The sequence below is a fragment of the Paracoccus sp. Ld10 genome (genome assembly GCF_045064235.1).
In the GTDB taxonomy this organism is placed as follows: domain Bacteria; phylum Pseudomonadota; class Alphaproteobacteria; order Rhodobacterales; family Rhodobacteraceae; genus Paracoccus.
This window is the reverse complement of sequence record NZ_JBISHD010000028.1, coordinates 1-12,451: the sequence shown is the minus strand read 5'-3', so window position 1 is coordinate 12,451 and position 12,451 is coordinate 1. Positions and strand designations below refer to the sequence as shown.

The following is a 12,451-nucleotide window of genomic DNA, read 5'->3' as shown; positions in this document are numbered from 1 at the left end:
TTCTCCTTACACGCCCAGAAAGGCAAAGATGGTGGTGAACGACCGTGCGCCCATGTACCAGGTCAGCGCACAGACGATGGCCCCAAGCGCCAGCAGCACCCGGTTATAGCGGTGCCCGCCCATCAGGTCGGACCGCGCATAGCCGATATAGGTAAAGATCGTCAGACCGATGGGCAGGATCAACCCGTTGAACCCGCCCACGAACACCAGGATCGCCGCCGGCGCGGTCCCAAGCGCCAGATACACCGCCAGCGAGAACGCGATGAACGCCACCGTCGCCCGTGCCCGCGCCGCATCGCTGCGCACGCCCACCACGTCCAGAAAGCTGACCGAGGTATAGGCCGCCCCGATGACCGAGGTCAGCGCCGCCGCCCACAGGACCACGCCGAACACGCGCATCCCCCAATCGCCCGCCGCCGCCTGGAACGCCTGCGCCGCCGGGTTCGCGGCCTGCGACGACAGGTCCAGCGTCACGCCCGATGCCACGACCCCCAGGATCGCCAGGAACAGCACGAACCGCATGACGCCCGTGACCGCGATCCCGGTCAGCGCCGCGCGGGTCACGGCGGCCAGGTTGTGCTGGCCGGTCAGGCCCTTGTCCAGCAACCGATGCGCGCCGGAATAGGTGATGTAGCCGCCGACCGTACCGCCCACGATGGTGGTGATGGTGGCGAAATCGATGCTGTCGGGCCAGATCGTCTGGCGCAGCGCATCGCCCACGGGCGGGTTCGACTGGACCGCCACGAACAGCACCAAAAGGATCATCACGATGCCCAGCCCGATGATCGCCCGGTCCAGCAGGATCCCCGCCTGCCGCGACAGAAAGATCGCGATGGCCAGAACCGCGGTGATCGCGCCGCCGATCTTGGGGTCCAACCCCAGAATCGCGTTCAGGCCCAACCCGCCACCCGCGATGTTGCCCACGTTAAATGCCAGACCGCCGATCACGACCAGCGCCGTCAGCAGATAGCCCGCGCCCGGAATGGCCGCATTGGCCGTGACCGATGCGCGCTTGCCGGTCAGCGCGGTGATGCGCCAGATGTTCAGCTGAACCACGAAATCGATCACGATCGACGCCAGGATCGCAAAGGCAAAAGCCGATCCCATCCGGGCGGTGAATGTTGCGGTCTGGGTGATGAACCCCGGCCCAATGGCCGATGTCGCCATCAGAAAGATCGCCGCCAGAAGGCCTCCGCGAAGGCTGGCGGCCGCAACGCTGCGGTCGTTGGTCATGAATGTTTCCCCGTGTCGGACTGTTGTTGATTGCCGCCAGCCTGCCACGTTCCCGTGATCCGTCAACTATTATCTGACACCGTTGCCAGTTTTGTTCAACAATCTGATACGATCTGCCCGGCAATATGCCCGGAAACAAGGCAACAGCCCGCTTGCAGTGCCCCTGCCCCGCCGCCATGATCATCTCCGCATCACAGGAAGACCCATGACCGACCCGAATCCCGCAGGCCCAAATCCAGCAGGCTTGGCCGAAGACACCGCAGCACGGCTGCGCGCGCAGGTGATCGCGGGCCATCTGCGCCCCGGACAGCGCCTGTCGGAAACCCGGCTGGCGGGCGATCTGTCGGTGTCGCGCAATACCCTGCGCGAGGTGTTCCGCCTGCTGACGCATGAGGGGTTGTTGACCCACGCGCCCAATCGCGGCGTGTCCGTGGCCGTGCCGTCGATGGCGGGGGTGCTGGACCTCTATCGTGTCCGCCGCCTGATCGAGGTGCCTGCGCTGGCGCAGGCCTGGCCCCGGCACGCGGCGGCGCTGCGCATGGCCGAATGCGTGGCCCAGGCCCGTATCGCGCGCGAGGCGGGCGACTGGCGCGGGGTGGGCAGCGCGAACATGTCGTTTCACGCGGCCATCGTGGCCCTGACCGACAGCCCGCGGCTGACGGCGTTCTTTGCGCAGGCGATGGCGGAACTGCGGCTGGCCTTCGGATTGCTGGACAGCCCCGAATTGCTGCACGCGCCGTTCGTGCAGGAAAACGGCGCGATCCTGGATCTGCTGCAGGCCGGCGACACGGGGGGTGCCGCGGCCCGGCTGGCCGATTATCTGGACCGGTCAGAGCGGGTCGTGATGACCGCATTCGCCCGGCTGGAAAACGGCGTCACCCCGGGGTGACGCCGCGACGGCTCAGCCGCCGGTGATGGCCAGCAACACCAGATAGACGACCGACGGCCCCATCAGGCAGCCCAGCCCGGTATAGAACGTCGCCGTCATCGCGCCATACGGCACCAGCCGCTTGTCGGTGGCGGCCAGACCGCCCGCGACGCCGCTGGTCGTGCCCATCAGCCCGCCATAGGCCATTGCCGATTTCGGGTTGTTCAGCCCGATCATCGGCGCGACCAGGGGCGTGCCGATCATCACCAGAACCGCCTTCAGCAGGCCCGCGGCCACTGACAGGGCAATGACCTCGGAACTGGCGCCCAGGGCGGTGCCGGTCACCGGGCCCACGATATAGGTCGCGGCCCCGCCGCCGATGGTCGCCATGCTGACCGCATCGGTATAGCCGAACGCCGCCGCGACGACCGCGCCCACCGCAAACGACACGACGATGCCAAGCGCTAGGGACACGACGCCCGCGGCACCCGCCTTGCGGATCTCGCGGATGTCGACGCCATAGGCGGTTGACACGATGGCCAGATCGCGCAGCATCGCGCCGCCCATCAACCCGATCCCCGCGAACATCGGCACGTCGGCCAGCCCCTTGGACCCGCCGGTCGCAAGACCGCCCAGCCAGGCCAGGATCAGGCCGATGATGATGGCCACGGCCGACCCGTGCAGACGACCCGCCGACAGCCGGTCAGACAGCTGATAGGACAGCCACATCACGACGCCCACGACGACAAAGGCAAAGACCAGCCCGTTCTTGGACAGGATTTCTGTGATCATCTCCATGCGCTCAGGCCTCCTGCGCCATCAGGGGCGGCAGGGGCTTGTCCTGCCCGCCGATCCGCGCCACCACGGGCACCAGCGCCAAACAGGCGATGGTCGCACCGACCCCTGCGATGATCGCGATGGGACCGCCCGCCAGCGCCGCCACGACGTTCTGCTGGGCCGCCATCGCCACGACGATGGGGATGTACATGGCCGACCAGAACAGGATGCCCTGTTCCGACAGTTGCGGCAGACGCCCGGTGCGGCGCAGCCAGTCACTGGCCACGATCAGCAGCAGCATGGCAAAGCCAACGCCGCCCACATTGGACTGAACGCCCAGAATCATGCCCAGCAGATCGCCCAGTATGACGCCTGCCAGATGACAGGCGGCCAGGGCCGCGACTCCATAGATTATCATATCTTCCTCCCGTTGAATGACCGCTGCTCCGGGCCGCGTCCTCCTCGACGCGGGCCCGGGCGGCCGGATGTCAGGCCAGGGCCTGCGCGTACAGTTTCGCATGGGTCTTGCGCAGTTCGGCCTTCTGCACCTTGCCCATGACGTTGCGCGGCAGGGCGTCGACGACGATCACCTGCCGGGGTTGCTTGAACCGTGCCAGATCGGACAACGCGGCGCGGATCTGGTCCGCGTCCAGCCTGCCCGATTTCGGCACGACGATGGCGGTCACCGCCTCTCCCAGGTCGGGATGGGGCAGGCCGATCACGGCGCTTTCCAGAACGCCGGGCAGCGCGTCGATGGCCTCCTCGACCTCCTTGGGATAGACGTTGTACCCGCCGGAAATCACCAGATCCTTGTCGCGCCCCACGATGCGCAGATAGCCGTCGCCCTCGATCGTGCCCAGATCGCCGGTGATAAAGAACCCGTCGGGGCGAAACTCGGACGCGGTCTTTTCCGGCATGTTCCAATAGCCCTCAAAGACGTTCGGGCCCTTGACCTCGATCAGGCCGATGTCGCCCGGCGCCACCGGATCGCCGGACTCACGGTCGGTGATGCGCACCTGAATGCCGGGCAGCGCCATGCCAACCGCCCCCGCGATGCGGTCGCCCTCATAGGGGTTCGACGCGATCATGCAGGTCTCGGTCATGCCGTACCGCTCCAGGATGCGATGTCCGGTGCGGTCGGTAAAGGCGCGGTGATCTTCGGCCAACAGCGGCGCTGACCCAGACACGAACAACCGCATGTTCGACGTCGCCTCCCGGTCCAGCCGCGGCGATTTCAGCAGACGGGTATAGAATGTCGGCACGCCCATTAGTACGGTCGCGCGGTCCATCAGGTCGATCGCCTGTTCGGCGTCGAATTTCGTCAGAAAGATCATCGTGGCGCCGGCGACCAATGCCATGTTGGCGGCCACGAACAGCCCGTGCGTGTGAAAGATCGGCAGCGCGTGGATCAGCCGGTCGTTCGCGTCGAACCGCCAATGCGCCAACAGCGCCTCGGTGTTCGATGTCAGGTTGCCATGCGTCAGCACCGCCCCCTTGGACCGCCCCGTCGTTCCCGACGTGTATAGAATCGCGGCCCGGTCGTCTGGCCCGCAGACGTGCGCATCCTCGCGCGGGGTGGCCGCAGCGGCCTCATCGGCCAGCGTCCCCTGCCCGTCCGCTCCAAGCGTCAGAACGGCCAGCGCATCGCCCGCCCGGTGCGCATGCGACGCGGCCAGACCGGGGTCGCACACGAACAGCCGCGGCGCGGCGTCACCGATGAAATAGTCGATCTCGGCCCCGGTATAGGCGGTGTTCAGCGGCAGAAAGATGCCGCCCACCTGCAGCGTCGCCAGATACAGCGCGATGGCCTCGGGCGATTTCTCGACCTGAACGGCCACGCGGTCGCCCGGCGCCACACCGATCGCGGTCAGCGCGCCCGCCATCGCCTCGACCATGCCGCGCATCTGCGCAAAGCTGATGTCGGGCTGGGCGGGGCGTTCGAACAGCGTCTTGCCCTGCATCACCTCGGCGGTCTGAATGAAATGGTCGTGTATGGTCTGCATGCTGGTCTCCTCCCTCATGTCGTTCTCGCCTTCAGCGCATCGTCGATCTGGGCGCCAAGCGCCACCGCGCCGTCGCGCACAAAGGCCTCGTGCCGGTCCTCGATCCGGTCCAGTTCGTACAGATAGTTGATCATCAGCCCATGCGCCGATTTCAGCGCCGACGGCGCCATGTCGGCGGGCCAGTTCAGGCGGTGCGCGCTGGCACCGTTGCCCAGATGGAACCGCGCCACCGGGTCGGCGGGCAACCCGCCGCGCCCCTTGGCCTCGGCAATGTAACGCGCGCCTGCGGCCAGAACCTGCGGGCGCAGCGTCTCGACCGCGTCATCGCTCCAGCCCTTGGCCAGCGCCGCGCGCAGCTCCGCAGCATCGTCCTGATCGGCCAGCCACGCGGCAAAGCCCGGCACCGGCGACAGCGTCACGAAACAGCGCAGGTCCGGCAGGTCGGCAGACAGCTGCGCCACTACCTGCTTGATCAGGAAATTGCCGAAACTGACGCCCTTTAGCCCGGCCAAACTGTTGTTGATCGAATAGAAAACCGCCGTGTCCGCCACCACCGCCTCGCGCGCGTCCGGCGCGGTCAGGATCGGGCCGATCGCATCGGGCATGCCTTGCGTCAGCGCCACCTCGACAAAGATCAGCGGCTCGTCCCCGGTGGCGGGGTGAAAGAACGCGTACAGGCGGCGGTCATTGTCGGCCAACCGGCGTTTCAGGTCCGGCCAGCCCTGCATCTGGTGGACGCTTTCGTATTTTATCAGCTTTTCCAGAATCGCGGCGGGCGCGTTCCAGTCGATCCGACGCATGGTCAGGAACCCGCGGTTGAACCAGCTGGCCAACAGATGCGCGAAATCCTGATCGATCGGCGCCAGATCGGGGTCGCTGCGCATCGCGGCCAACAGATCCTGACGCATCCGCACCAACCGCAGCGTCGCACCAGGCGCCATGTTCAACCGGCGCAACAGCGTCTGACGCGCAGGCTCGACTACCTCGAACAGGCGCGCAACCCCCGCGGCATCGGGCTGCGCATCCCACGCGGCATAGGCCGCCCGGATCGCATCCGCATCCACCCCGTGATCGTCGCGCATGGCGCAAAAGAATGCCAACCGTTCGTCCGCGTCCAGTTCGGCATAGGCCGACAGCGCCTGTTCGGCCACCGCCACCCGCGCCGCGTCCCCAATCCGCCCCATCAGCACCGCACAGGCCACCCGCGCGCGTTCGGACGCGGGCCGTGCCAGCGCCTTCAGCGTCTCGGCCTCTCCGCCGCGCTTGCGCCGCGTGATGGCCTCGACGAAATCCGACAGGAATCCCAGTCTTTGCTTGCCCATGATGATCCTCCCCGCCGTTGATATACACGGCTTTCGTTCTGTTGTATACAACAACAGCGCAGATGGACTTTTTCCTGCCGTTGCGGTGAGGTGACATGAAACAGGTGCCGACATGACCCTTCCGACCGCACAGCGTATCCGCCTTGCCCTGGAAAACGCCATCGTGGACGGTCGCCTGACCCCCGGCCAGCAGATCGACCCCGACCGCGTCGCGCGCGATTACGGCTGCTCGCGCACCCCCGTGCGCGAGGCGCTGCAGGCGCTGGAGGCGTCGGGCCTGCTGCTTGTGCAACCCAAACGCGGGACCTTCGTCGCGAAACTGGGCGTTCCCGAACTGATGGACCGGTTCGAACTGATGGCCGAACTGGAATCCTTTTGCGCGCGGCTGGCCTGTCGTCGGGCCGATGCGGACGACCTGGCGCGGATCGACACCGCCCTGACCGCCTGCGACGGGGCGCGCCACGACCCGGACCGGTACTATGCCGAAAACACCGCCTTTCATCAGGCGATCTATCGCGCCGCGCACAACCCCTTTGTCGAAACCGAAACCCTGCGCCTGCAGGCCGCGCTGCAGCCCTATCGCCGCCGCCAGTTGCAATCGCCGGGGCGGGTCGCCAATTCGCTGGCGGAACACCGCCAGATCGCGGCGGCGATCGCGGCGGGCGATGCCTGCGGCGCGGCACAGGCGATGACCGATCACGTCGTGGTTCAGGGCGAACGGTTCCGAGACCTTGTTGCCGTGGTCGGCAGCCTGTCGCGCCCTTAGGCCGGGGGCGTGGCCTTGCGCTGACGGCGGCGTTCCAGCCCCAGGCTGTGTTCGCGCCAGATGATCAGGATGCCCGCCAGAATGACCAGCCCGGACCCGCCGATGACCGCCGCGCCCGGGACCTCTCCGAACACGTACCAGCCCAGGGCCACCGCCCAGATCATCGCGACATAGTCGAACGGCGCCACCACCGACGCATCCGCATAGCGATAGGCCGAGGTCAGCAGGATCTGACCCACCCCGCCCAGCAGCCCCGTCGCGATCAGCTGCATCAGCACCCAAGGGCCCGGCATCACCCACCCGAACGGCAGCGTCAGCAGCGACAGCCCGGTCGACGTGACGGAAAACCAGAACACGATCGCCGATGTGCGTTCGACCTGTACCAGCTGACGAACAAAGATCTGCGCCAGCGCTGCGGCCCCTGCCCCGCCCAGGGCCACGACCGCGCCCAGCATCCGCAGCGGGTCGCCCGCCGTACCAGCCTGCAGCTGCGGCGACAGCACGATCAGCACGCCCGCCAGCCCCAGCCCGACCATGCCAAGACGAAACGCGCGGACGTTCTCTCCCAGAAACATCCCGGCCAGCACCACCACCAGCAGCGGCGCGGCAAAGCCGATGGCCGTCACCTCTGGCAGAGGCAGCAACCCAAGCGCCCAGAAATTCAGCGCCATCGCCGTGGTCCCGACCAGCCCGCGATACAGATGCCCCATCGGGTTCGCGGTGCGGAGCCCGACGCTCAGCTCGGACCGCAACACCAGCCACCCCAGGATGACCGGCAGCGCAAAGAACGACCGAAAGAACACCTGCTGCCCCGGCGGGATCTGCGCGCTTTCCGATGTCGCCTTGATCAGCGACGCCATCAGAATGAACACCGTCACGCTGAGACATTTCAGCGCGATGCCGCGCATCGGGGAATCATTGGGGGGCATGGTGGGCGCCTTGATGCCGTGGGGGTTGCCCTTGGTGCTACGCCGGGATTGCACGTTCTGCAACAACCAACAGCATGGCAATGTGAATGCGTAACTTTTCGTTTAATATTAGTGGTTTAACTTTACCCTTCCCCGTGGGGAAGGGTGTGCCCCGCGGAAAAGGGCCCTGCCCTTCCCCGCGGGGAAGATCATTCGATCTGGTCCAGCATCGATGCGACCGCAGCCTCAAGCTTTCGGCGGTCCACGGTCGAAAAGTCCCGTGGCAGCCGAATCTCCAGCCGGCCATTCGCGGCCGTGCATTTCGCGCTGCCCTGCGGGCGCGTCAGTTGGAACGTCGTCTTGGCCTTGGCGGTCGATGTCGGCGCGGACGGGGTGCTGCGCGGGGCCGGCCCCTCGGGCAGCGCATCCCCGCCCTGCCCCGCGTAACGACGCAGGACACCCAGTTCGTCGGTGATGGACCGCGTGTCCCAATCCTTCAGTTCCGTCCGGATCGCCGTGACCAGCCCCGGCACCTCCTCCAGACGCTGCGACAGTGACAGGCCCAAGGCGCGCGGGATCTCCTGGGGATACATCAGCACCTCGCCCAATCGCTCGACCAGGGGGATAAAGTTCCGGATATAGCTGCGCTTCTGATAGCCCGCCGACCGGAACAGGATCGCCACGGCCTTTTCCGCATCGTTCTCCGCGGTCAGCGGGTCCATCGCGTAATGCACCGCCAGCTGCGCCATCTCGGCAAAAGAGATGTCCTTGCGCACCAGGTTCTCGTCAACCATGCGCCGGTACAGCGCCTCCAGCTGATCGCCGCGCGCGGCGATCCGAGGGAATACGGACCGGCGAAGATCCTTTATAATCGGTGGAAGCGCTGGAGCGATAACGGGGTCTTTGCCCGGATCATGGTGGGCTTGGGTGCCGAAGGCACGGACCCGAAGACGATCATGATCGACGCGACCTATTTGAAAGGGCACTGCACGGCTTGCAGCCTGCTTGCAAAAAAGGGGAGCGTGGTCGCCAGATCGGTCGAACGAAAGGGTTCGAGGGACGAAGAAACTGTCCAGTGGACAGTTTTGCCCGAGAACGGAACACAAAGCTGCATGCCGTCACCGATGCGGAAGGCCGGCCCATTCGCCTCTTCATCTCGGCAGGACAAGTCAGTGATTATACCGGCGCGGCAGCGCTTCTGGACAGCCTGCCGCAGGCTGACTGGTTCCTGGCGGACCGGGCTATGATGCTGACTGGCTGCGAAAAGCGTTGCAGGACAGAGGGATAAAAGCCTGCATCCCCGGCCGGAAGTCCCGCAAGAAGACCGTGAAATACGATAAACGCCGCTACAAGAGACGCAATCGCATCGAGATCATGTTCGGTCGTCTGAAAGACTGGAGACGTGTCGCAACGCGTTACGACAGGTGCCAAGAGACATACCTCTCCGCAATCGCTTTGGCCGCAACCGTCCTGTTCTGGTTATGATCAAGAACGAGTCCTGACCCTAGCAAAACACCCGCTTGAGAACCGGGATCTGAGCGCCAATTAAAGCGCCAGCAGTAGCAATTATCAGTGTCAGAGCTGCAGTTAAAAGCCCGGATATGAGGGAATTGGGCTCAATCAGATTAGTCACCTTCCAAAGCACCACCATATGTAGCGCGTAGATACCGAGTGATACTGCTCCAATACGCCGAATCGCTGCAGCAAGAAAAGGTATCTGAATGTCGACACTCATACATAGCACAGCTATGCCAAAACCAAAGGGCACAGTGCCAATCAGGAAATTGTGGCTGGAGATCGGCGCATTGAAAAAATAGAAAAGAAACGTTGCCTCTGTAACGCTTAACACAACGCCAAGTGCAATCAACATTAATCCTCTTAAGGTAGAGGATTTGAATAGTCTTATGCGCAAAGCAGCTCCAAGACTTACGAAAAGCAAACCCATGAAGGGTCCATTGCGCGGATTAAAAGAGCGATCGACCTCACTAAATGGAAGATCAACTATAGCTGCTTCATAAGAGCCATTAACCAATCCACATAAATATAAAAAAACGGCGAGTAAAAGCAGAATTTTTATGGAAAAATAATATCTTACAACGGCTGCTATTGCCAAACACACACCCAAAGATGGTAAAAACCATAGATGAAAACCAACGCCCCCATTAGTCATGTTTTTCAGTATTACCGATGAATTCGAGAGAAACCAGAATGGATTTCCGGCGATAGCTTCATAGGCTGTTACCCAAAAAATAAAAACGGGGAAAAGCCGATTGAAATACTTAACTGAAACCTTTAACCAGCCTGTCCCTGCCGGCATGAAGTAACCAGCGAATATAAAGAAAAATGGAACAGCCCATCTGGAAGAAAAATCAAGGATTTCGCGGATATTGTAATAGGCACCATAGTTATTTGAATTTTGATGGATAAAGATCACTGCAAGACATGCAATAATTCGGCCAAGTTCAATGCCGGCTAGGCGCTCTGATGTTGTGCGCGGTAAGAGTACAGTCTGCGCATTTTTTCTGTGAAGATTAAGCAGTGGCCCGTCAGCTGTTTTTGACATTAGTAACCTCAAATGACTAGGTTCAGGACTCGTTTTTGATCACAGCCAGAACAGGACGTTTGCGGCCAGAGCGACAGCGGAGAGATAGGTCTCCGGGCATCTGTCGTAACACGTAGCGACCCGTCTCCTGTCTTTCAGACGACCGAACATGATCTCGATGCGATTGCACTTTTTGTGGCGGCGCTTATCGTATTTGACTGCCTTCTTGCGCGACTTCCGGCCTGGAATACAGGCTTGTATCCCTCTGTCCTGCAGTGCTTCTCGCAGCCAGTCAGCATCATAGCCCGGTCCGCCAGGAACCAGTCAGCCTGCGGCAGGCTGTCCAGAAGCGCTGCCGCGCCGGTATAATCACTGACTTGTCCTGCCGAGATGAAGAGGCGAATGGGCCGGCCTTCCGCATCGGTGACGGCATGCAGCTTTGTGTTCCGTTCTCGGGCAAAACTGTCCACTGGACAGTTTCTTCGTCCCTCGAACCCTTTCGTTCGACCGATCTGGCGACCACGCTCCCCTTTTTTGCAAGCAGGCTGCAAGCCGTGCAGTGCCCTTTCAAATAGGTCGCGTCGATCATGATCGTCTTCGGGTCCGTGCCTTCGGCACCCAAGCCCACCATGATCCGGGCAAAGACCCCGTTATCGCTCCAGCGCTTCCACCGATTATAAAGGATCTTCGCCGGTCCGTATTCCCTCGGGCAAGCCCACCGACAATGGCTTTATCGAAGCGTTCAACAGCAAGCTCAGGTCGGAATGCCTGAACGCGCACTGGTTCATGAGCCTTGCGGACGCACAGGAAAAACTGGAGACTTGGCGTAGGCACTACAACGAGGACCGACCCCACAGCGCCATCGGATATAACGTCCCGATCGCCCTGCATTATCCCGGCGGCGCAGCCAGCCCGTCGCCGGACCAAGCCGGAAAACTCCAGCATCCGGCGGTCCAAGGTTAGGGAGCAGCGCACAAACCGGCAGACTCTCGTTATGATCGAGGGACCAACGGGGGGCAGGTCGCCGGCTATGTCACGTCGACGGCGTTTTTCATCAGCAACCGCATCTGCAGCATCGCCTTCGTGGCCAGACATGGAGTGGTATCTATCCTCCAGAACGTTGCCATCGCGAAGGCACCAGGAAGTGGATTTTCCCGGGAAAAGTAAAAAGCACCATCTGAGGAACCTGGAGCTGTTCTGTGGGAAATAGGAACAAATCGACGCCGGCGTTTCGCAGTGAAACGATGCGGCTGGCGCTGACCAGTGGTCGGACGCAACGGGAGACCGCGAAGGATCTGGGCATCGGGCTATCGACGCCGACGCGATGGCTTGATCGGGAGCGCGATGCAGGTGAGCCGAGCGAAGGACCTGTCGACCTGCATGCCGAAATGAAATGTCTGCGTCGGAAAAATGCAGTCCTGAAGCATCTGAGAGGGATCATAAAACCATCCGGGGGATTGTTTTCCCGGCTAATGGCAATATCCAGAAAACGCCGCGGCCTTCTTCGCGAAAGAGGGAAGCCGATGGCCTTCTGCTTAATCGAAGTGGAGAAGGGCAGCGGCCCGATCAACCGGATGTGCCGCGTCCTTGGGACCAGCCAGAGCGGCTTCTTCGCTTTGCAGGACCGTCCGGCCAGTCGCCCTATGTGTTCAGTCCCGACATTTGGTGGGTGGGATTTGGGATGAATCGATCTGGTTCGGAAGTCCAGATCTTGCCGATGTATTCGTAGGGCGTGAGACCGTTGAGGTTTTTGAGCCCGCGTGCGACGTTGTATGCGTCAATGAAGTCGGGCAAGTGCGTGCGCAGCTGATCTTGGGTGTCGCAATGGTATGGTTTCACCGTCGCGTCCTTGATGGTTCGGTTCACCCGCTCAACCTGGCCGTTTGTCGGGAAAACAGACCCAGAACTGTTTCCTGATCCTCGCAACTCCACGGATGGTTTGGCTTGGTCAGGCTGTGCTCGATCCCGCTCGACCATGTCCTTCGGACCAATGGCAGACACGGTCTCGCCCTTGCAGATCATGTCGAAACGC

11 protein-coding genes and 4 pseudogenes are annotated in these 12,451 nt (G+C 62.7%); 4 read left to right on the top strand and 11 right to left on the bottom strand.

Features of this window, described 5'->3' with window-relative positions; genetic code table 11:
- Positions 1–6: 6 nt before the first annotated feature.
- On the bottom strand, positions 7–1,233 hold the full coding sequence (locus ACJJVR_RS10820) for an NRAMP family divalent metal transporter (protein ID WP_405404480.1): 1,227 nt from the start codon (positions 1,231–1,233) through the stop codon (positions 7–9).
- Positions 1,234–1,438: 205 nt separating this feature from the next.
- Between ACJJVR_RS10820 and ACJJVR_RS10815 the strand changes: the two genes are divergently transcribed.
- Positions 1,439–2,122: a GntR family transcriptional regulator gene (locus ACJJVR_RS10815; protein WP_405404479.1), complete on the top strand. Its 684-nt coding sequence runs from the start codon at positions 1,439–1,441 to the stop codon at positions 2,120–2,122.
- Between the two features lie 12 nt (positions 2,123–2,134).
- Here ACJJVR_RS10815 and madM read toward each other — a convergent pair whose 3' ends face one another.
- The 4 genes from madM to ACJJVR_RS10795 all read right to left on the bottom strand — a co-directional run bounded on the left by madM (position 2,135) and on the right by ACJJVR_RS10795 (position 6,203).
- Complete coding sequence (gene madM, locus ACJJVR_RS10810) at positions 2,135–2,899, bottom strand: malonate transporter subunit MadM (protein ID WP_405404478.1); 765 nt, start codon at positions 2,897–2,899, stop codon at positions 2,135–2,137.
- 4 nt (positions 2,900–2,903) lie between these two features.
- Positions 2,904–3,296, bottom strand: coding sequence for a malonate transporter subunit MadL (madL, locus tag ACJJVR_RS10805; RefSeq protein WP_405404476.1), 393 nt, complete (start codon positions 3,294–3,296; stop codon positions 2,904–2,906).
- Between the two features lie 70 nt (positions 3,297–3,366).
- Positions 3,367–4,881: a malonate--CoA ligase gene (locus ACJJVR_RS10800; RefSeq protein ID WP_405404475.1), complete on the bottom strand. Its 1,515-nt coding sequence runs from the start codon at positions 4,879–4,881 to the stop codon at positions 3,367–3,369.
- Positions 4,882–4,895: 14 nt separating this feature from the next.
- On the bottom strand, positions 4,896–6,203 hold the full coding sequence (locus tag ACJJVR_RS10795) for a malonyl-CoA decarboxylase domain-containing protein (RefSeq protein ID WP_405404474.1): 1,308 nt from the start codon (positions 6,201–6,203) through the stop codon (positions 4,896–4,898).
- Positions 6,204–6,315: 112 nt separating this feature from the next.
- Here ACJJVR_RS10795 and ACJJVR_RS10790 point away from each other — a divergent pair, with 112 nt between their 5' ends.
- On the top strand, positions 6,316–6,969 hold the full coding sequence (locus tag ACJJVR_RS10790; protein ID WP_405404472.1) for a GntR family transcriptional regulator: 654 nt from the start codon (positions 6,316–6,318) through the stop codon (positions 6,967–6,969).
- Here the strand turns inward: ACJJVR_RS10790 and ACJJVR_RS10785 are convergent.
- Both ACJJVR_RS10785 and ACJJVR_RS10780 read right to left on the bottom strand, forming a co-directional pair.
- Positions 6,966–7,898, bottom strand: coding sequence for a DMT family transporter (locus ACJJVR_RS10785; RefSeq protein WP_405404470.1), 933 nt, complete (start codon positions 7,896–7,898; stop codon positions 6,966–6,968). The genes ACJJVR_RS10790 and ACJJVR_RS10785 overlap by 4 nt on opposite strands.
- Before the next feature lie 188 nt (positions 7,899–8,086).
- Positions 8,087–8,671: a hypothetical protein gene (locus ACJJVR_RS10780; protein WP_405404469.1), complete on the bottom strand. Its 585-nt coding sequence runs from the start codon at positions 8,669–8,671 to the stop codon at positions 8,087–8,089.
- Positions 8,672–8,713: 42 nt separating this feature from the next.
- Between ACJJVR_RS10780 and ACJJVR_RS10775 the strand changes: the two are divergent.
- Positions 8,714–9,362: pseudogene (locus tag ACJJVR_RS10775) on the top strand (IS5 family transposase); the annotation flags it as partial.
- Positions 9,363–9,381: 19 nt separating this feature from the next.
- Here ACJJVR_RS10775 and ACJJVR_RS10770 read toward each other — a convergent pair.
- The 3 genes and pseudogenes from ACJJVR_RS10770 to ACJJVR_RS10760 all read right to left on the bottom strand — a co-directional run.
- The gene (locus ACJJVR_RS10770) at positions 9,382–10,440 is read right to left on the bottom strand and encodes an acyltransferase (RefSeq protein WP_405404467.1); all 1,059 of its coding nucleotides are present in this window, start codon (positions 10,438–10,440) and stop codon (positions 9,382–9,384) included.
- A gap of 39 nt (positions 10,441–10,479) precedes the next feature.
- Positions 10,480–10,668: a transposase gene (locus tag ACJJVR_RS10765; RefSeq protein ID WP_405404725.1), complete on the bottom strand. Its 189-nt coding sequence runs from the start codon at positions 10,666–10,668 to the stop codon at positions 10,480–10,482.
- 47 nt (positions 10,669–10,715) lie between these two features.
- A pseudogene (locus ACJJVR_RS10760) lies at positions 10,716–10,889 on the bottom strand (transposase); the annotation flags it as partial.
- A gap of 238 nt (positions 10,890–11,127) precedes the next feature.
- On the opposite strand from ACJJVR_RS10760, the pseudogene ACJJVR_RS10755 reads away from it, so the two are divergent.
- Positions 11,128–11,382: pseudogene (locus tag ACJJVR_RS10755) on the top strand (transposase); the annotation flags it as partial.
- 678 nt (positions 11,383–12,060) lie between these two features.
- Here the strand turns inward: ACJJVR_RS10755 and ACJJVR_RS10750 are convergent.
- Positions 12,061–12,383, bottom strand: a pseudogene (locus ACJJVR_RS10750) (integrase core domain-containing protein); the annotation flags it as partial.
- Positions 12,384–12,451: the final 68 nt, after the last annotated feature.